The sequence below is a fragment of the Psychrobacter sp. 78a-MNA-CIBAN-0178 genome, from assembly GCF_040309625.1.
Lineage (GTDB): Bacteria > Pseudomonadota > Gammaproteobacteria > Pseudomonadales > Moraxellaceae > Psychrobacter > Psychrobacter okhotskensis.
In genome coordinates, this window is the sequence record NZ_JBEOOZ010000036.1 from 1 (window position 1) to 20,123 (window position 20,123).

Annotated in this window: 16 protein-coding genes and 1 pseudogene; 11 read left to right on the forward strand and 6 right to left on the reverse strand. The window is 40.7% G+C overall.

Going from position 1 to position 20,123, the window contains the following annotated elements:
- Positions 1-274: 274 nt before the first annotated feature.
- Positions 275-715, forward strand: a complete 441-nt coding sequence (gene cynS / locus AAEY80_RS13285) for a cyanase (protein ID WP_101204377.1) — start codon at positions 275-277, stop codon at positions 713-715.
- A 22-nt stretch (positions 716-737) separates the two neighbouring features.
- Here cynS and AAEY80_RS13290 read toward each other — a convergent pair whose 3' ends face one another.
- From AAEY80_RS13290 to AAEY80_RS13300, 3 genes are all read right to left on the reverse strand, one after another.
- Entirely contained in the window at positions 738-2,456 is a 1,719-nt protein-coding gene (locus tag AAEY80_RS13290; RefSeq protein ID WP_101204376.1) for a bifunctional protein-serine/threonine kinase/phosphatase, read from the reverse strand.
- Positions 2,457-2,539: 83 nt separating this feature from the next.
- Positions 2,540-3,355 (reverse strand): formate/nitrite transporter family protein, encoded by an 816-nt coding sequence (locus tag AAEY80_RS13295; RefSeq protein ID WP_101204375.1) that lies wholly within the window; start codon positions 3,353-3,355, stop codon positions 2,540-2,542.
- 541 nt (positions 3,356-3,896) lie between these two features.
- Positions 3,897-4,049, reverse strand: a complete 153-nt coding sequence (locus AAEY80_RS13300; RefSeq protein ID WP_166739250.1) for a hypothetical protein — start codon at positions 4,047-4,049, stop codon at positions 3,897-3,899.
- Between the two features lie 393 nt (positions 4,050-4,442).
- Here AAEY80_RS13300 and AAEY80_RS13305 point away from each other — a divergent pair, with 393 nt between their 5' ends.
- A complete protein-coding gene (locus tag AAEY80_RS13305) occupies positions 4,443-5,033 on the forward strand; it encodes a recombinase family protein (protein ID WP_350588440.1) in 591 nt (196 codons plus the stop codon).
- 340 nt (positions 5,034-5,373) lie between these two features.
- Here the strand turns inward: AAEY80_RS13305 and AAEY80_RS13310 are convergent, their stop codons facing one another.
- Positions 5,374-6,597: a hypothetical protein gene (locus AAEY80_RS13310; protein WP_350588442.1), complete on the reverse strand. Its 1,224-nt coding sequence runs from the start codon at positions 6,595-6,597 to the stop codon at positions 5,374-5,376.
- A 567-nt stretch (positions 6,598-7,164) separates the two neighbouring features.
- Here AAEY80_RS13310 and AAEY80_RS13315 point away from each other — a divergent pair.
- The 6 genes from AAEY80_RS13315 (at position 7,165) to AAEY80_RS13340 (ending at position 12,606) form a co-directional block, all read left to right on the forward strand.
- Positions 7,165-8,070 (forward strand): YagK/YfjJ domain-containing protein, encoded by a 906-nt coding sequence (locus AAEY80_RS13315; protein ID WP_350588443.1) that lies wholly within the window; start codon positions 7,165-7,167, stop codon positions 8,068-8,070.
- A 114-nt stretch (positions 8,071-8,184) separates the two neighbouring features.
- Positions 8,185-8,496: a hypothetical protein gene (locus AAEY80_RS13320; protein WP_350588444.1), complete on the forward strand. Its 312-nt coding sequence runs from the start codon at positions 8,185-8,187 to the stop codon at positions 8,494-8,496.
- 56 nt (positions 8,497-8,552) lie between these two features.
- Positions 8,553-9,548, forward strand: coding sequence for a DUF932 domain-containing protein (locus AAEY80_RS13325; protein WP_350588445.1), 996 nt, complete (start codon positions 8,553-8,555; stop codon positions 9,546-9,548).
- Between the two features lie 103 nt (positions 9,549-9,651).
- Positions 9,652-10,788, forward strand: a complete 1,137-nt coding sequence (locus AAEY80_RS13330; protein ID WP_201627495.1) for a YqaJ viral recombinase family nuclease — start codon at positions 9,652-9,654, stop codon at positions 10,786-10,788.
- Between the two features lie 123 nt (positions 10,789-10,911).
- The gene (locus tag AAEY80_RS13335; RefSeq protein WP_350588447.1) at positions 10,912-11,823 is read left to right on the forward strand and encodes a recombination directionality factor; all 912 of its coding nucleotides are present in this window, start codon (positions 10,912-10,914) and stop codon (positions 11,821-11,823) included.
- Positions 11,824-12,105: 282 nt separating this feature from the next.
- On the forward strand, positions 12,106-12,606 hold the full coding sequence (locus tag AAEY80_RS13340; RefSeq protein WP_350588449.1) for a plasmid replication DNA-binding protein: 501 nt from the start codon (positions 12,106-12,108) through the stop codon (positions 12,604-12,606).
- A gap of 8 nt (positions 12,607-12,614) precedes the next feature.
- On the opposite strand, the gene repM is transcribed toward AAEY80_RS13340, so the two are convergent.
- On the reverse strand, positions 12,615-13,550 hold the full coding sequence (gene repM, locus AAEY80_RS13345) for a replication initiation protein RepM (RefSeq protein WP_201627498.1): 936 nt from the start codon (positions 13,548-13,550) through the stop codon (positions 12,615-12,617).
- A gap of 519 nt (positions 13,551-14,069) precedes the next feature.
- Between repM and AAEY80_RS13350 the strand changes: the two genes are divergently transcribed.
- The 3 genes from AAEY80_RS13350 to AAEY80_RS13360 are packed head-to-tail and all read left to right on the forward strand — an operon-like array spanning position 14,070 to position 19,823.
- On the forward strand, positions 14,070-15,611 hold the full coding sequence (locus tag AAEY80_RS13350; protein ID WP_350588451.1) for a type I restriction-modification system subunit M: 1,542 nt from the start codon (positions 14,070-14,072) through the stop codon (positions 15,609-15,611).
- Entirely contained in the window at positions 15,608-16,729 is a 1,122-nt protein-coding gene (locus AAEY80_RS13355; protein WP_350588452.1) for a restriction endonuclease subunit S, read from the forward strand. The genes AAEY80_RS13350 and AAEY80_RS13355 overlap by 4 nt, the downstream gene beginning before the upstream one ends.
- Positions 16,722-19,823, forward strand: coding sequence for an HsdR family type I site-specific deoxyribonuclease (locus AAEY80_RS13360; protein WP_350588454.1), 3,102 nt, complete (start codon positions 16,722-16,724; stop codon positions 19,821-19,823). The genes AAEY80_RS13355 and AAEY80_RS13360 overlap by 8 nt, the downstream gene beginning before the upstream one ends.
- A 189-nt stretch (positions 19,824-20,012) precedes the next feature.
- Here AAEY80_RS13360 and AAEY80_RS13365 read toward each other — a convergent pair.
- Positions 20,013-20,123: pseudogene (locus AAEY80_RS13365) on the reverse strand (IS5/IS1182 family transposase); the annotation flags it as partial.

A 20,123-nucleotide genomic window follows, 5' to 3' on the forward strand; every position in this document is an offset into this window, starting at 1 on the left:
TTTCTTTGTTGTGGTAAACATTAGAGTAAGGCGTTGCTTATTTTTTTCAATGGTTCCTCAATTCTATACAGCCCCTAGTAGTATGATTTTTTTCTTGTCAATCAGCGATGATTTGATGGCAATCTTTGATGTTGTGAGAGTCATTTGCAGTGACTGAATTTAGTCGCTTCTCGTTGGGTATTTGTCCTGAACTGGCACGACCCTTGCAACTTATTAGTTGCATCGCAAAAGCCTAATTTTCATCATTTAATTTAAACTATCGGAGTAATTGAGTATGACACGCGAAGAATTAACAGAAGCGATCATTTTGGCTAAAAAAGAGAAAGCTCTAAGCTGGGAAGATATTGCTGCTTATTTAGAAATGGGAGTTGTTTGGGTGACGTCAGCTTGTTTTGGTAATAATAGTATGCCTGAGGCACCTGCTAGTAAATTATGCTCGTTGCTAGAGCTTACAGACCAAGCAAAGACTACTTTGATGGAATATCCAACAAAAAGTTGGGGACGTGATGTTCCTCAAGACCCACTTGTCTATAGACTGTATGAGGCAGTTGGTATCTATGGCACTAGCATCAAAGAGGTGGTTCAAGAAAAGTTTGGGGACGGTATTATGAGTGCAATTGACTTCTCTATTGATATTGATAAAGAAGAAAATCCTAATGGGGATAGAGTTGTTATTGTACTCAATGGTAAATTTTTACCTTATAAAACGTGGTAATTCGATCTAATATACGATTGAGCTACCAATAGTCATTTAAAATCAGGCTAAGCACTACTACTAATAAGGCAGTGCTTACGCTTTGCCAGAATCTCACTGGGTCGCGATCGATCCATGCGGTATTATGATCAGGTTTAAAATCTGAGCTTGGTCTATTAAGCTCATAAATAAATTCAGAAACTTCTTTATAGCGACGTTTTGGATCAATATCTAATGCTTTATTTATAGCATAAACGGACCACTCTGGTATACGTATGCCCAGTTCTAACAATGGTCTAATTTTGAGTTGATTTTGCGCCTTTTTGCTATAGGCATTAGATACCTTCAGGCCATACGGCAATTGACCACTTAGAATCTGATAAGTTAAAATACCCAGCGAAAAGACATCACTTCCTGCCGTACCTACATCACCTAATAAATACTCTGGTGCCGTATACTGTAAACTACCTGGTATTGTATTGTTAGCATTAACCTTATCTAAACCTGCGATGCTAACCTCGCCAAAATCAATAATTGTGACCGTCCCTTTGTCATCTATCAAGATATTTTCTGGTCTTAGATCACGATGAATCACCTCGGCGCGGTGCATGACTTGTAATCCAGTTGCAATTTGCTGAATGATAGATCGTACTTGATTAAGGCTCGGTTTTGGATGCTCCTCCATCCATTGAGCTAAGCTTTGAGCTTCAACATAGTGGCTTAGAGTATATAGTTTTGAACGTGGCGTTTTTAGCTTAGGCGCTGTCATCAAATGAGCATTATTTAGACGCCTTGCCACCCACTCCTCCATAAGCATACTTTCAATGTGAGTGTCATCTTGACTTTTTTCAGCAGAAGGCGTTTTTAGGACGTATAAACTTTCATTTTGATCTATGACTAAGTATGTGTGGCTACGCGGCGTTTTACTGAGTGGTCTAACAACATGCAGTCCATCAATTACAGCTCCCTTTTCTAACGAGATTATGGGCGTAAGATCTTTGGTATACCTATAAAACTCACTTCTATCTTCTGCTGGTAGATCATTAATTTTTATCACTAAAGCACTGGCATCATCTACAGAGCCTTTTGTAGTAGCCAATTCACAAAGGATTTGAGCACAGGTAGCACTTGGTAATTTTTCTAATGTCTGAATGATATCATCGTTGTTTAGATATTCATGAACACCGTCACTTAGTAAAAGGTAGGTTGCGTCCAACTGGGCTTCAACGTTTAGATAATCCAGACGGATATGATCATCTAAGCCTAGTGCTGCACTTAGATAAGTACGTTCATCATCATAAACTTGACGATGATCTTGAGTGAGAATATTGATAATACCCTTGTGTAGCATAACGACACGGACATCACCTGAGTGAAATATGTGAATGGTGCGCGATTTGATAATAAGGGTAGCAAATGCACACACATAGCCTTTATTTTGATTAAAGCTGTGCCCGCCTTGTCGACTTTGTGCAACCAGCCATGAATTTATTGACAGTAATACTTTAAACCCCGATGTCTTTACAGACCAAGTCTCTGGTGTATCTAAATAATCATTTAAAAAACTACTCACTGCTATTTGACTGGCTTCTGCACCAAATTGACTAGTACTTATACCATCAGCAACGGCAAATACAGCGCCCTTAGATTGCAACAGACTATCATCAGGCACATAGGCGATAAGAGCGTCTTGATTTACCAGCTTTCCTATTCCTGCTTGTGAATGCTGACTAATACTCACCGAAATTTTTTTCTGTGTCATTGTGATGTCCAGAAGCTAAGATTGATCCCTCAATAATAGACCTCGCCTAAGCGAGGTCTATTAATAGCACAACTCATTTATTATCATTGAACCAATTTGCGGCTTGGACGAGTTCGTACATGAGTAAAGTACAGTGGCAAACCTACAAAAAACAGACCACCTACTAGGTTACCTAGTACTGTAGGTAATTCATTCCAAATCAAATAATCTGCGATTGTAAAATCACCACCCATAATCATTGAGAATGGGAATAGAAACATATTGACGATAGAGTGCTCAAAACCCATATAAAAGAAGAGCATGATTGGCATGTACATGGCAAACATCTTACCAGATGCTGAAGTTGAAATCATAGCGCCTACTACGCCCATCGAAACCATCCAATTACATAACATACCGCGAACAAAAATAGTAAACCAGCCCGAAGTTCCGTGAGACTGATAACCTAGTGTACGAGCCTCTCCAATAGTGCCTACTTTGGCCGCTATAGTGCCACCGTCTGTCTCATAGCCAAAGGTTAAGATAAAAGAGGCTAGAAAAGCCACGGTTATGGCTCCGCCTAAATTGCCTAAAAACACAAGCCCCCAATTGCGTAATAACTGCTTCATGTCGCAGCCTGGACGCTTATCTAGTAATGCTAAAGGCACAAGTGTAAATACACCTGTCAGCAAATCAAACTTCATCAGATATAGCATAATAAACCCGACCGGAAACAATAATGCCCCTACCAGCGGATTACCTGTATTCACTGTTACTGTAATCGCAAAGAAAGCCGCCAGTGCTAATATTGCACCTGCCATAAAGGCGCGGATTAAGGTATCACTGGTTGACATACTCATCTTAGACTCACCAGAATCTACCATTTTCGTCGTGAATTCGCTTGGATCAATGTAAGCCATCTAACACCTCAATTGTTGATTCATAAATAACAATATAGTTAAAGCAATAGGTGTGCCAATTGTTACGAGACAATCCTAATGTTATTGTCATTACCTGGTTTCGTAACTAACTATTTTGTCTTACAATTCTCTAACTATGGTGTCTTGGCATTTTATGACCTAGGACCTTCTAAAGGATAACTTTGTTATACCTTGTCTTATTATATTCTCTCAAACAGTATTCTCTATTTAAGAAGCTCCTAGTTGGTGCATTGCTATAGTGGCGCTCCTCAGCGGTGCTCCTCAGCGGTGCTCCTCATACGATAAGCTCTTAATTGGTGCACCACGATAGTAGTTACTAAACAAGCTCAGATACTACATAAGTATTGACCCCTACGGCCAAAAAACATTAACTACTACGATATTTGAGTAGAATACACTTTATCTTTTATAACAATATTTATCAAAGCGATGACAGCGAGTGCAAAACTCAGCATCACGATATCAATACTACCCATCGCAGAGATAAACCATCCGCTAAGTGCTGATCCGATCAGGATTTTTAAGTTAGCAAATGACATATATAAACTGTTAGCAAAAACCTGGGGCTCACCGGCATCATTATATTGGCTGGCGCTTTCTTTCCAGCTTTAGCTCCACATTTGCCAGCAACAACCCCGACAATATCAACATCATCGCCAGCATCTTCAACCACGTCACTCCTTCCCCTGTGAGCAGCACGGAAGTCACCATACCGAATATTGTGATCCCTGCTGTCAATCCCGTACACTTAAACTTGGGAGATTTTAATCAGACAACTGGCGGAAGTTTTTTAGGGTATACCCCAAGGAAACCAGTTATTTTACCCTTCAAACATATTAACAGACTACTCAAAATAGACTGTTAATATGGAACCATCTATAACAGACTTTAGAGTTATAGGACTGGTTGCTGTGCTTTTTTCCTATCATTAGCCTATACCCAAAACATAAAACCTCTAAATGATAAATAAACTATCATTAGACTTGTTTCTATTATTAAATGATAGTAATATCTTGATATTATCAATGAACATTAATTATTAAGTCTAAGTGATAGAGGTGGTGTTATGACCGTACGTATTTATGTGAGAGCCAGTACTAAGGATCAAGACGCTACCAGAGCATTAGCTGATTTGGTGACTTTCAGTACACGCTATGATGACAACCATGTTGAGTACGTTGAGCATTTCAGTGGTACGAAGCTCGATAGACCAGCATTAGCTCAGCTGCTAAAGGACGCTGAGCAAGGCGATATCCTACTAGTTGAAAGCGTGGATAGATTAAGCAGGCTATCTCAAGATGATTTTGCGATTCTAAAGCAGCGTATCAAAGATAAGGGCTTACGATTGGTGGTGGCCGATCTACCAACCACGCATACGGTAAGTAAAGGCATGACAGGTGAGATCCTAGCAGTGATTAACCATATGCTGATCGACTTGTTAGCAACGATGGCAAAGCTTGATAACGATAAGCGTAGAGAGCGTATTAAGCAGGGATTGGCTAATAGCGGATATAAACCTACCGGTAAGAAAGCCAATACCGCAAAGCACAATCGTATTAAAGAATTAGCTCGTCAAAACAATATGACAAAAGAGGAAGTCGCTAAGGCAGTTGGTGTTGGGGTAGCTACCGTTTATCGGGTCTTAAAGCAGAGTTAATAGCTGAGGTATTTTAAATATTAGGCCATCATTTTTATGATGAGTATTATATTTTGGAAAATACTGCCCTTCGTGACTACCCATTCTCATTCAAAATGGACCCTTGGATATTTAGGCGAGTAGCACCAATGATTTGAGTGAATAAGGTAGTCTTAGTGTACTTAGCGAAGGTTCAAGTCCCGGAGCCGGAACGGTAATTGGTATATAAGCAATTGATATTTATATTTAATTTATTATTTTGATTTCATAGTGTACATAAGGGTGTACATAAATTGAAATTTTCAACATACTATCGACCAAAAGCTATCCTTAAACGATTAACCCTATCTGCCTAAGTTATCTAGCCCTTATTGAAAGTTTTTTTGTACTCATCTTCAATAATTTGGCTTATAACTTTGTTGGCAGTCGTTCCTTTAGCTTTGATGATAGAATCTAATTGATCTTGATTTTTCTTATATATCTTGACTTCACTTAAATCTTCATTTTTGTTGCTCGTTGAGAATTTAGCCCATGCGTCTTTCATGTTCTCTATAATTTTGGCTCTATATGATATTTCTGCTATTGATTCAAGATCAACTGTAGGGTCGCTGATATCTATATTTTTAGTAACAGCCTCATATGTGTATTTTGCATTTGATAGGACATCAAGACTCGCTAAGATTAAATTATACTTGTCCTCTATAGAGGAGGGTATGAAGATATCCTGAAGTATAAGGTGATCTCTCTTGTCTGAGCTTAGATAATTATAAGCCCATTCAATTTGATCACTATCATCACCCTTGAGCCACTTAATTTCTCTATCAGTACGATTTCTAAAATATACAGATTTAATAGTTTCTATACGCCATATTAACGGAAGATTGTTTTCGACTACATAATTTGCATAATACGGAAGGGTGAGTGGAGTGTAGTTGAAATGCATAATCTCATATTTTAAATAATTCGAAATATGAGAAATTAACTCAGTACCTCCAACCATAGTTTTATTGTAAAAAAACCCTTGAACTAAATAAGCGATGTGCAGGGCGCTACGAAGATCACCTTTTATCCAGTTCAATGAGCTATCTGGCAGCTGGTTGTTAATTTTAAATCGCATTAGCTCGTGAAAGTATGGAATTGGATATGGCTGAGACTTGAATATGCTGATCAAAGTGGATTTGAACGCTCCCTTATCAAATTCGATATTAGCTGATAAATTTCCCAAATATACATTGTGCGCAAATACCAAGCTCTTGCAATCCTCCTCATTAAAACTTCCAATCGTTTTATAAAAATCCTCATGGTTTTTCCAGTTTTGCTTTGCATGGTAAAAATACAAGTCAGTACTAAATTTATATTGCTGAGCCTGATGATATGCATTAGCTTGATTTAGCACTTCTTGATTTAAACTAGTAGATGGCTGATTATCGCCTTCTACTACAGCCCCATTATTATCAGATGTAGCTGTTAAAGCCATAGAAGCACATCCACTTTTTTCAACCGGGATTTCGTAATTGTCGTTCAATCGATCATAATTATGAGCCGAGTTTCCATCATTATAATTCGAATTATTAGCGTATATCATAGCCAGATTTCCTTCAAAAAAACTCTTAAAAAGTGGGTTAATAGTCTATTTTAGTAGGAAAAAAGTATGTATTTACTACATAAGAACTCCCTAATATAGAGGCGTGAGCAGTCTTACACCGTTTTTTAGCTTAAAATAGACTGAATTTATTCTTTCATCTTTCTGCTTTGACTATACCTTGTATATAAGTTTCGTTCTAGCAATAAGTGTGAGTGATTTCGGCCTAATATAAATGCTTCGTTTAGGTACTATCTGCGTGCCCTTGAATGGATGATTTCATCACTAAGCAAGAACAATATATGATACGTTTTGACAACCCCAGTCAGCTAACTCCATCCTAATCGGAACTCTAACGCAGACAGCAATACTGCATCTGCTCCGATAAAAAAACATCAAGCACACAAGCAAAAAGCTGCTCTTTGGCAGCTCATCCTTAGTGGGTTATTTATATTATTAATAATGCCATTATCATTTATTCTAGTGCTGAGAGCGCAACTCTCAGCAGTTAATATTATAAAAATACAGACTGACCTTACCCTATGAAACCAACTTCATAGGAGCACTACCATGCCGTATTCACATCTTAATCAACCTCTAGTTGTCGCTAATGTTCACAGTCTGGTTACGGACATACTGGCGAACACCATCAGCTTTAATGAGACTATGGATAAACTGAACGGGTTGTATTACCCGTTCATGAATCATCTCAATACTGAGTTATTTTATACACAGCCAGTCTTAGCATTTTTTAGTAGCACTCAAGCGATCGTTGGTGATACCTATCCAGAAAATGTGATTTGGGATCATGATAAAACAAAGCGTTTTATCAACATACTGCCATGCTATAAAAATGATATTGATAATGAACGTCAGGCGTTCATTTATCAAGAATCGTACAATAAAAGGGAATTAAAGAACTATGTACACAGCCTGATTAATCATTACTCACGACTGCTCTTTATCCGTATCGACCTAAAATACGTAAAAGAAACCAGCCACCATGTATCTATTGAAGATTTTGACTGTCACATGAGAAAATTTAGAGATCTTATCGGTAATAAGAAAACATGCTTTGAGCATCTGCAAGGCTATGCATGGGCTCTTGAACAAGGTGGTATTGAGGGCGGACTGCACTGTCATTTACTCCTAATATACGATGGCTCAGAAAGACAAAATGACTGGTATCTAGCAAAAGAGGTAGGTGAAAAATGGAAAATGATGACAGGTGGTTTAGGTGAGTACTATAACTATCACGATACAGAGACTAAGCAGAAGTATGAGAAAAATGGCAAATTGGGTATTGGCATGATCTATCGTGATAATGCTAAGAAAGTTGAAAACGCGGTAACGTCAGCTTTATACCTAACCAAACCAAGCAAGCATGAGCAGCAGCTTAAATTGTGGGTGCCAAACATGCGCACCTTTGGTCACGGTATTTATAGAACCCCAAAACGTAGAGGCATAATCTCATAGCAAAATAATTACAGATATATAGCATCCCCATGAGATGAGCACCGATGTCATCGTTGCCTCATCAATCTACCCCTAAACGTGTCATCAAGGCCTGCTATAAAGCAGGCCTTTTTTATGCGCCATTATCAAGATTATCAAGGAGATCCTATGAAACCTATTTGCCCTTACTGTCATTCATCCGATGTAATCAGTCAATCTAATCCCGTCTCATCAATATTCGAACAGTTATGCTCTCAGGCAACGCTGACAAGCCTTGGCGTGAGCATTTGTAAATACTACAAAGTCAATCCTGCTATTGGTGTGATCACAGCCACCGCCATTGCTTCTGCTGTTAGCGTAGCAACGCGCCGTGCGCAAGCGCCGCTGATCACAATCCATCAGCAAAACTACCTTTGTCAGCGCTGTTTTAAGCCCTTCAGGCTATAACCTTATTTTTATCATCACTCATTTATTTCATTAAAACTTATCAAGGAGCAGTACTCATGGCACATTTAATCGAAACTATGGCATACGTTGGCGAAACACCTTGGCATGGCTTAGGGCAAGAGTTGTCCCCCAAGCAGCCTATCGAAGTCTGGGCCCGTGAGGCGGGTATGGACTGGCGTATTGAATCATCGGACGTTAGTTACATGGCAACCAATGATAAAGGCCAAAGCCTGATCATGCCTTTTGATAGCAATAAGGTGCTCTATCGTAGCGATACCTTAGAGCCCTTATCAGTAGTCAGTCAACGCTATCAAGAAGTACAACCGAGTGAAATTCTAGAGTTTTATCGTGATCTGACGGAACAAGCAGACTTTGAGCTAGAAACGGCAGGGGTGTTAAAAGGCGGCCGTAAAATGTGGGCGTTGGCTCGCACAGGACAATCAGCAACGCTACGTGGCGGTGATGTCAGTCACGGCTATCTACTTCTAGCAACCGCTTGTGATGGGACGCTTGCCACCACAGCGCAGTTCACCAATATCCGTGTGGTGTGTAATAACACCTTAGCAATCAGTCTGGCTGATGGTAGCGGTGGTGTGGTCAAAGTTCCGCACAGTACCACCTTTGATGCCGACAAAGTCAAACAGCAACTAGGCGTTTCTGTCAGTCAGTGGGATGACTTTAATTATGAGATGAAGCAGCTTACCAATAGACGAGTGACGCAAGCAGAAGCCGCCAATTACTTAAACCGTGTGTTTAACGATGTCAAAGACGATGGCCTTATTTTATTTAATACCGCTAAGAAGGAGAAAGAAGCGGTGCCGAATGCCCGTGCGATGAATCAGGTGATGAACATGTTTAACGGTCAAGGTCGCGGTGCTGATCTAGACTCTGCTAAAGACACGGCTTATGGCCTGCTGTCAGCGATGACAGAGTTTGTGGATCATGAACGCCGTGCCATGTCGCAAGATCATCGTCTTGATTCAGCTTGGTTTGGTGCAGGAGCAAAGCTTAAAGATAAAAGCCTTGATGAAGCGCTGCGCTTAATTGCCTAGTCGCATAGCTACTGTATTTAATTAATGAATCAACCACGCCTTTGCGCGTGGTTTTTTTATGCCGTTTATTTAACCAATAATAAATCTAACGAAGGAGTTCATTATGAATATGATCGCATTAAACAATACAAATACGACGCAGCCAAGACTTAAGCGTGCCACCGTTAAGGGTAAAGTCCCACTAAACGCTCGGCACAATAGCGTAGAGATGCCAACAAAGCCTAAGGCTGAAAATAAACCCGTTAAGCCGTCTGCTAATCAATCAAGCACGGCTAAACGTTTGGTCAACACCAAAAACTTAAGCCATGACAAATGGCTTGAAGTTCGCAAGCAAGGCATTGGCAGCTCTGATGCTGCTGCCGCTTGTGGTATCCATCCTTACCTTTCCATGCTTGAATTATGGATGATTAAGACTGGACGTATGGCATCAAATATTGATGAAGGTGCTGATGGTTATGCGCCACTGTATTGGGGTAACACCTTAGAACCAATGGTGGCTAAATATTATCAAAAGCACACCGGCAATAAGGTGCGCCGTGTTAATGCTGTCTTACAGCATCCTGATCCTGACAAAGCTTTTATGCTGGCTAATTTAGACTATGCTATCACTGGTAATGATGAGGTACAGATTCTAGAGTGTAAAACCGCTGGTGAACATGGAGCCAAGCTGTGGAAGCATGGCGTACCGCTATATGTGACATGCCAAGTTCAGCATCAGCTGGCAGTCACTGGCAAACAGGCGGCGCATATCTGCGTGCTGCTGTGTGGTCATGAAGCGAAGATTTATAAAGTTGAGCGTGATGAGCGCTTAATTCAGTCCATCATGGAGCATGAGCGTCTGTTCTGGCAATATGTAGAAACAGACACGCCACCAACCCCTGATCATTCAGAATCTGCTGCACGAGCCTTAAAGCTGCTTTATCCAACCCCTGAGCCATCAAGCAAGGTTGATCTACGGGAAGATGACGGAGCCAATAAGTTATTTGAGCAGCTGCTTAGCTACCGTAACGACATGCAAGAGTTGGAGCAGCGTCATGACCAAGTGAAGCATCAGCTGCAAAGCCTAATTCAAGACAATGAGATTGCGGTATTCTCGATGGGCGCGATTTCATGGAAGCGGTCGAAAGACAGTGTCAGTCTTGATAGCAAAGCGCTCACCAAAGCGCACCCTGAATTGCTTGAACAGTTTGGTAAGACACGCCCTGGCAGCCGTCGCTTTGTCATTCTTAATGATAACTGAGCCAAGTCTCAGCCACCAATCATAATCAATAAATTACGCCACTCACTCAAATTAGTGCATAACTGCCCAGCTATCAAAGCTGGGCTTTTTTATGGCTAACTAAAACACATAAGGAATATCACCATGATTAAAGGTCTCACCATAACCCCGCCAGTTTTAGGTCGTATCAGCATTGGACGTGTCATTCAAAAAGACGGCAAGCGTCTGCCTGCTAAAGACGATCAATTCACTATCACCAGCCAAGTTCAAAATAAGGATGGCTGGGTCAATCATCCACTCGATGAAAAGCTACGCGCAAATAATGCCGGTAAGCTGAGACAAATACCCGTGCGTATGTTGTTCAATGATCCTGAGCTTAATTTGCGAGCAGAATATACCTTGTTTGATCGTCAAACTGGACGCCCGCTATGCGTGGGTGACGGTGAGCAGTGCCAACGCCGTACAAACAATGGCGTGGAAACACTGCCTTGCCCATCCCCTGATCGCTGTCCATTGGCGCAAGGCGGTGCTTGTAAACCCTATGGCAGGCTATACGTCAATCTCTCTGAGGACGATGAACTGGGTACGTTTATCTTCCGCACGACTGGCTTTAATAGTATTAGAACGCTTGCCGCACGCTTAAGCTACTTTGCTGCAGTATCAGGCAATAAGCTATCTTGTCTGCCACTACAACTCATGCTAAGGGGTAAAAGCACCACGCAAAGTTATCGTACGCCAATTTACTTTGTGGATCTGACATTGCGTGATGGGGTGACGCTTAAAGATGCGGTACAACATGCTGGAGCGATTGATCGTGAGCTTAGCGAACATGGCTTTGATCAAGCGGCGTTAGAAGAAGCGGCTAAACAAGGTTATGTGAACTCCTGCTTTGAGGTTGATAGTGATGGCCTGCTTGATGTGGCTGAAGAGTTTTATCCAGCAGAGACAGATTATATTAGCAGTACTCAGCAAGGGAATTATCAGAATGGGTTAGCCACTCAGAACGTGAGCAGCATTGAGCAAGGACTACGAAAAAGCGTGACAGCAGTGAGTTAAGGTTTATATGCGACATAATAGAGAGCTGATTTATTCAGCTCTTTTTTTTGTGTTTTCGAGGTCCGATATTGGATTTAGATGGAATGATGTAGCATCTTACTTAACCAACCTTTAATAAAAATTTTGGACGAACTAAGTGACTTTTGTTATTCCTGAGTATTGATTAGCTGCCATATATTCGATTTGCCTTAATAGGCAAGTTAATGCGATAGTTGTTCACTGAACGTTCTGGACAGTTGTACTGGACAGCCACTAAAAACGCACTTGAACACTAGGTGAACCATGATCATATCGGTAACGAAAGCAGCAAAAGAATGGGGTGTATCAAGAACCACTATTTATCAGAAGGTCAATGATGGCGAGATCTCTAGAACCGCAGATAAGAAAATAGATACCGCAGAGATGTTGCGAGTATTTGGAGAACCTATTTCTAAAAAACGTACTGAACGTTCAGTGAACACTTCTCAAAGTACACCTCTGAACAGCCAAAGTGTTCAGTATAGTACAGACATTGAACACCAATTAGCACTTGAAAAATTAACGAACGAGCATCTGCGTCAACAAGTTAATGACCAAAAGCGATTGATAGAAAATTATCAGCAACAGCTAAGTCAGCTGAACAAAACGCTGGAGAAAGCCAACGCTAGTATTCAAGATTTTGCACAAGTAAGGCTACTAGAGTTCAAACAATCTCAACCCAACGATGAGCCACAGCCCGAAAAAGAAAAAGACGCCCCAGTTATATCTGCGGTTGCTCAGAAGAAAAAACGGTGGTTCTTTTGATTATCAATTTAGGAAGGCTGAAAACCCAATTTTTTGAGATAAGGGATATAAAAAGCCTGCCTACTTTCATCAAATAGCTCAGTCTCGATCCGCGTAGCAAACTCTTTATAATCCTCACCCTGTTTAGCATAGCTAGACAACTCTCCCATTTGTGAGAGCTGCGACGCAAATGAGATTCTCTGCTTAGGCGTCATTTTTAGTAAGCTCGGGATATCAGTCTTATCACTCTCTCCATTTAATGCTTTCTTAGATTTTACTTTAACCTTAAATTTGAATGTAAAACCTGTAATCACCCTACCTTGTTTATGCTGTTCATACTCAACGGTAATATCAGTATGCTCATTGATTTGTTTAACTGCTATATCTAAAACTCTTCTTTTAAAAGCTTCTATTCGCTTATACTCATCAACCAAACCTAGTTTCTCTCGCAATTCTACTAGTGAGATCAGATTGGTTTTACCCACTGAACGCCATTGAATAATCAACTCATAAAGTCTTATAGCATATTCGCTTTGTAGCCCTACGACCTGTCTTAATTCATATTCTGTATATCTAGCTTCGAGTCTAGTAATTAGTGGTATTACATCACTCGCAAAAACTAGTTCCACACACCCTAAGTCATCAATATAACCAATCTTATCGACCCATCGACTTTTATAATGTCCTATTTTCCCTGTACGTTCGTCAAGCTTACTGTATGCAAAACCTGCTTCATACAACCCTTCTACAGCTCTTTTCATGGCTTCGTAAGAAGTATGTTTCTCTACATTAAATTGCTTTGCATAGCTTTGAGCATAAATTCTTAGTAATCCTCCTGCTTCTATCAGTGTTTTTTGCTCTCTAGCCTCAATAATGGCTAAAAATATTAGCCGCTGCTCAACTACACCTAAGCTATAACTCGCACCAATTAAAGAATTATCTTTGGTGACCAACTGTTTATTCATATCGACCCCTTGCGTCATGTAAGCAACACTAATCCATAAAAACATTTAAAGCAACAAAATTATAATTAAGTTGCTTTATGGTCGTAAGACGTTGCTTTATAGGTCGTAAGACGTTGCTTTATAGGTCGTAAGACGTTGCTTTATGGGTCGTAAGACGTTGCTTTATAGACAGTCAAAGCCTTTAGTAACAAGGTGTGCAGATGACGTAAAAGCTTTTAAAAACATTAAAAACATTAAAAACACAAGCTCTGATTAAACTGCCTATTTTTTCATTAAGTAATAAGGATTAGGGCTTAATGTTTATAAGCATTGTCAATCAAGAGCAATTAGCAGACAATTAGCTACCAATCATAAATGCAGCTCTAAGGTAAACACACATACCTTTTGATTTGTATAGGTAATAGATACTGAGCGGCTATATGAGCCACTTAGAAAAATAAAGTGCTGATTTATTAAGCACAGACCACAGTTACACAACTTTTGGGATTATTCCCAATTTATTATTTATAGGATTTTATTATGACAAGTACCCAACAACGTGCGGAACTGCATCGACAAATTTGGCAAATTGCAAACGAGGTTCGTGGTTCAGTCGATGGGTGGGATTTTAAACAGTATGTGTTGGGGACTTTGTTCTACCGCTTTATCAGTGAGAACTTTGCCAATTATATTGAGGCGGGTGATGAGAGCGTTAATTATGCCGCACTTCCTGATGAAGTGATTAATGTTGATATTAAAGACGATGCGATTAAGACCAAGGGTTATTTCATATACCCAAGTCAGCTGTTTGCTAACGTAGCGGATAATGCGCATAGAAATGAAAACTTGAATACGGATTTGGCGGCTATTTTTAAAGAGATTGAAAGCTCGGCCAATGGCTACCCGTCTGAGCCTGATATTAAGGGGCTGTTTGCTGATTTTGATACCACCAGTAACCGATTAGGTAATACAGTAGCGGATAAAAACACTCGTTTAGCGGCGGTGCTAAAAGGGGTAGCTGGCCTTAAGCTGCATCAGTTTGAGGACAGTGAGATTGATCTATTTGGCGATGCTTATGAGTATCTGATCTCAAACTATGCGGCCAATGCGGGTAAATCAGGCGGTGAGTTCTTCACCCCTCAAAGCGTGTCTAAACTGATTGCTCAAATTGCGATGCACAAACAAGAGACGGTTAATAAAATCTACGATCCAGCTGCAGGCTCTGGCTCTTTGTTATTACAAGCTAAAAAGCACTTTGATAACCACATCATTGAAGAGGGGTTTTTTGGTCAAGAGATTAACCACACTACCTATAACCTTGCACGTATGAATATGTTTTTACATAACGTGAACTATGACAAGTTTAATATTAAGCTTGGTAATACGCTGCTAGATCCGCATTTTGGGGTGGATAGACCCTTTGATGCGATTGTCTCGAATCCACCGTATTCAGTGAAATGGATTGGTAGTGATGATCCGACCTTAATTAATGATGAGCGTTTTGCGCCAGCGGGTGTATTGGCTCCTAAATCAAAGGCGGACTTTGCTTTTGTGCTTCATGCATTAAATTACTTATCGAGTAAGGGCCGCGCCGCTATTGTTTGCTTCCCTGGTATCTTTTATCGCGGCGGTGCTGAACAAAAGATCCGTCAGTATTTGGTAGATAATAACTATGTAGAGACGGTGATCTCCTTAGCACCCAACTTATTCTTTGGGACCAGTATCTCGGTTAGTATCTTAGTGCTATCCAAGCACAAAACAGAGGGTAAGACGCAGTTTATTGATGCCAGTAGGCTGTTTAAGTCAGAGACGAATACTAACGTACTGACTGATGCGCATATCGAGCAGATCATGACGTTGTTTGATACTAAAGAAGATACGGATTATTTGTCTGCAAGCGTTGATAACAGCGCTATTGCTAAAAATGACTATAACTTATCGGTAAGTGCTTACGTAGAAGCAGAAGATACGCGTGAGGTTATTGATATTAAAACTTTAAATAGCAAACTTGAAACGACAGTCGCTAAGATTGATAAGCTTCGTGCTGATATTGATAAAATCATTGCGGAGATTGAGGCATGAGTCACTTAGGTTACATGGAGAAGCTACTTGATGGGGTTGAGGTTGAGTGGAGGTCTTTAGGTGAGATATATAAATTCCAATATGGTAAGGGCAACACTATTCCTAAAACTGGTGGAGAGTACCCCGTTTACGGTAGTAATGGGATTGTTGGTAGTCATCACGAATATAATAGTGAAGACGCCCCTGTAATAGGTCACATTGGCGCTTACGCTGGTATTGTTAATTGGGGTAAGGGTAAGCATTTCGTCACATATAACGGTGTAATTTGTAGGATGAAATCCGAAGAGGTTTTACCTCAATATGCTTACTACATTTTACTGTTACAGAATTTTGGTGAAAAATCTAACAGTGCGTCTCAGCCGTTTGTTTCATATCATATTTTAGAAAAGCCAGTAGTCCCAATCCCACCCCTCAATATCCAAGCCGAAATCGTCCGAATTTTAGATATATTTACCGAACTTACAGCAGAACTTACAGCAGAACTTACAGCAGAACTTACAGCACGTCAGCAGCAGTATGCGTACTATCGTGAGCAGCTGTTAACGTCGTTTAATGATGATGAGACCGAAATCAAGACTCTGAAAGATATTTTCATTATGAAAGCAGGACAGCATATTTCTGCAAGTAAAATTTCGGCAAATAAAAGTACAAGCCATATTTATCCATGTTTCGGAGGAAACGGTATTCGTGGTTTTGTAGATGAAAAAAGCCATGATGGTTCATATCTACTTATTGGTCGTCAAGGTGCTCTATGCGGTAACGTTCATCGCATGAGTGGTGAGTTTTATGCTACAGAACATGCTGTAGTCGTCACTGCTAAAGATGGTATCAATATTGATTGGGCCTTTCATAAGCTAACACTAATGAACCTTAATCAATATGCCTCTAAATCGGCACAGCCAGGTTTAGCTGTAGGTAAACTAGCTGGGTTAAAGGTTTCCGTACCTTCTCTTGATGAACAAGAGCGCATTGCTGCCATTCTCGACAAATTCGAAGCTATCACTGCTTCACTAACCGAAGGCCTCCCGCGTGAAATAGAGCTGCGCCAACAGCAATACGAGTATTACCGTGACCTGCTGTTGAGCTTCCCTAAGCCTGAGGTAGTAGCTCATGACTAACCAAACAAAAACCATTGCTGAATCGAATAATTTTATCGTTTTAAATAAATATACCAAGTGCGATCAGCCTGATGGGGGCTATCAAACTGAAGATGATCTAGAGCGTGAACTACTTAAAGACTTACAAAACCAGGGATATGAGTTTGTCCCTGGTTTAAACTCACCTGAAACGATGCTTGCTAACGTACGTGTACAGCTGCAGATCTTAAATGAGGTGCAGTTTACAGATGCTGAGTGGCAGCGCTTTGTGATGGAGTATCTTGATAATCCTAGCGATAACATCACGGACAAAGCTCGAAAGATTCATGATGATCATATCTATGACTTCACCTTTGATGATGGGCATTTGCAGAACATTGCCCTGCTGGACAAAAAAAACATCCCACGTAACAAAGTACAGGTCATTAAACAGTTTGCTCAAAAGGGCACACAAGCCAATCGCTACGATGTGACTATTTTGGTCAATGGCTTGCCGCTTGTGCAAGTTGAGCTTAAAAAGCGTGGTATCGCCATTCGTGAAGCATTTAACCAAGTACATCGTTATAGCAAAGAGAGCTTTAACTCCGATAACTCCTTATATAAATATCTACAGCTGTTTGTGATCTCAAATGGCACCGATACCCGCTACTTTGCCAATACCACCAAACGCAATAAAAACAGCTTTGATTTCACCATGAACTGGGCGAGATCAGACAATACCCTAATCAAAGACTTAAAAGATTTTACCGCAACCTTCTTTCAAAAAAACACCTTATTAAACGTGCTGATGCATTACACCGTCTTTGATGTGAGTAATACCTCATTGGTGATGCGTCCGTATCAGATTGCCGCTACTGAGCGCATTTTATGGAAGATAAACAGTGCCTATCAATCCAAAAAGTGGAGCACTCTCGAGAGTGGCGGCTATATTTGGCATACCACAGGCTCAGGTAAGACTTTAACCAGTTTTAAAGCTGCCCGCCTAGCAACGTCACTGCCTTTTATTGATAAGGTGTTTTTTGTGGTGGATCGTAAAGATCTTGATTATCAAACCATGAAAGAGTATCAGCGCTTCTCCCCTGATAGCGTTAACGGCTCCGACAGTACCGCAGGTCTAAAGCGTAACCTTGAAAAAGATGATAATAAAATTGTTGTCACCACCATTCAAAAGCTAAATAACCTGATCAAAGGTGAGGCTGACTTACCCATTTATCATAAACAAGTGGTGTTTATCTTTGATGAGGCACACCGTAGCCAGTTTGGTGAAGCACAAAAGAACTTAAAGAAGAAATTTAAAAAGTACTATCAGTTTGGTTTTACAGGCACCCCTATCTTCCCTGAGAATGCCTTGGGTGCAGAGACAACTGCCAGTGTGTTTGGCCATGAGCTGCATTCATACGTTATCACTGATGCCATTCGTGACGAGAAGGTCTTGAAGTTTAAGGTGGACTACAATGACGTTCGCCCTCAGTTTCAAGCCATTGAGAGCGAGCAAGATGAGAAGAAACTTACAGCTGCTGAAAACAAGCAGCTATTATTACACCCTGATCGTATTGAAGAGATCTCAAAGTACGTTTTAAAAAGCTTTAAGCAAAAAACCCATCGCTTAAAAGGAAGTGGCAAAGGCTTTAATGCCATGTTTGCTGTTAGTAGTGTGGACGCGGCAAAGGCTTACTATGAAGCCTTAAGTCAGCTACAAAAGGACAGCGAGAGGCCCTTAAAGATTGCCACTATTTTTTCTTATGCTGCCAATGAAGAACAAGATGCAATCGGTGACATTGCTGACGAAGGCTTTGAGCCTACCGCCATGAATAGCAGTGCCAAAGAGTTTTTAAGCCGTGCTATTCATGATTACAACGAGATGTTTAAGACCAATTACGGCGTAGACAGTAAGTCTTTTCAAAACTACTACCGTGATCTTGCAGGACGCGTTATTAAGCAGGATGTGGACTTACTGATTGTTGTCGGTATGTTCCTCACAGGTTTTGATGCGCCGACCTTAAACACGCTCTATGTTGACAAAAACCTTCGTTATCACGGGCTGATGCAAGCGTTCTCACGTACTAACCGCATTTATGATGCCACTAAGACCTTTGGTAACATCGTGACGTTTCGTGACTTAGAGCAAGCGACCATTGATGCTATCACTTTGTTCGGGGATAGAAACACTAAGAATGTCGTGTTGGAAAAAAGCTATAGGGAGTATCTGGAAGGCTTTACCGATATTGCGACAGGCAAAGCACGACGTGGTTACTTGGAAGTAGTCAAAGAGCTGCAACAACGCTTTCCTAACCCTGATGAGATTGTCAAAGAGGCGGACAAAAAGGACTTTGCTAAGTTATTTGGTGAGTATTTACGTGTCGAGAACATCTTACAAAACTATGATGAGTTCGCAAGCCTAAAAGCGCTTCAAAGCATAGATATTACTGATGATGAGGCAGTTGAGACATTCAAAGCTGAGCATTATTTGACGGATGAAGATCTTGCTGCCATGCAAAGCATCGATGTACCCGCTGAACGAGAAGTACAAGACTATCGATCAACGTATAACGACATACGTGATTGGCTGCGCCGTGAAAAAGCGGGTGACCAGCAAGATGAGTCTTCGATTGATTGGGATGAAGTGGTTTTTGAGGTGGATCTTCTTAAGTCTCAAGAGATTAACCTTGATTACATCCTTGAGCTGATTTTTGAACATAACAAGAATACCAAGGATAAGTCCGCCTTAGTCGAAGAAGTACGCCGAGTGATTCGAGCAAGCCTTGGTAATCGTGCTAAAGAAAGCCTGGTAGTAGATTTCATCAATAAAACCAACTTAGATAACATCCCTGATAAATCCAGCATTATTGAGGCCTTCTTTAGCTTTGCTCAAACAGAGCAGCAGCGTGAGGCGCAAGATATGATTGCTGCTGAAAATCTTAATGAAGAGGCCGCTAAGCGTTATATAACGGCGTCTTTAAAGCGTGAGTATGCCAGTGAGAATGGTACGGAGCTAAATGAGGTCCTACCTAAACTAAGTCCTCTTAATCCGCAATACTTAACTAAAAAACAAAGTGTTTTTCAGAAAATGGCGGCTTTTGTTGAGAAATTTAAAGGTGTGGGTGGGAAAGTGTGATCGATTAGGCTGAGTGCTCTAGATGCTGCGTAACGAAAACACCCAAGTTAAACTGTATGGGTTTGACGGCAGGGGCCACAGTACCCCTAGTAGTTCATTACACTCGTACACATTCAGATTAAGAACTCCACCTTTTAGCTTCTAAGTCTTGCAAAATAATGACGTTATTTCTTAGGGTGTGTATAGAATTCAAATGAGTGGCAACCAGATAAAGACACAAGCAAGCATTACCGCCGCTGCATAGCTATCTTTGAGCTTATCATATCGCGTGGCAATGCCCCTAAAATGTTTCAATCTAGC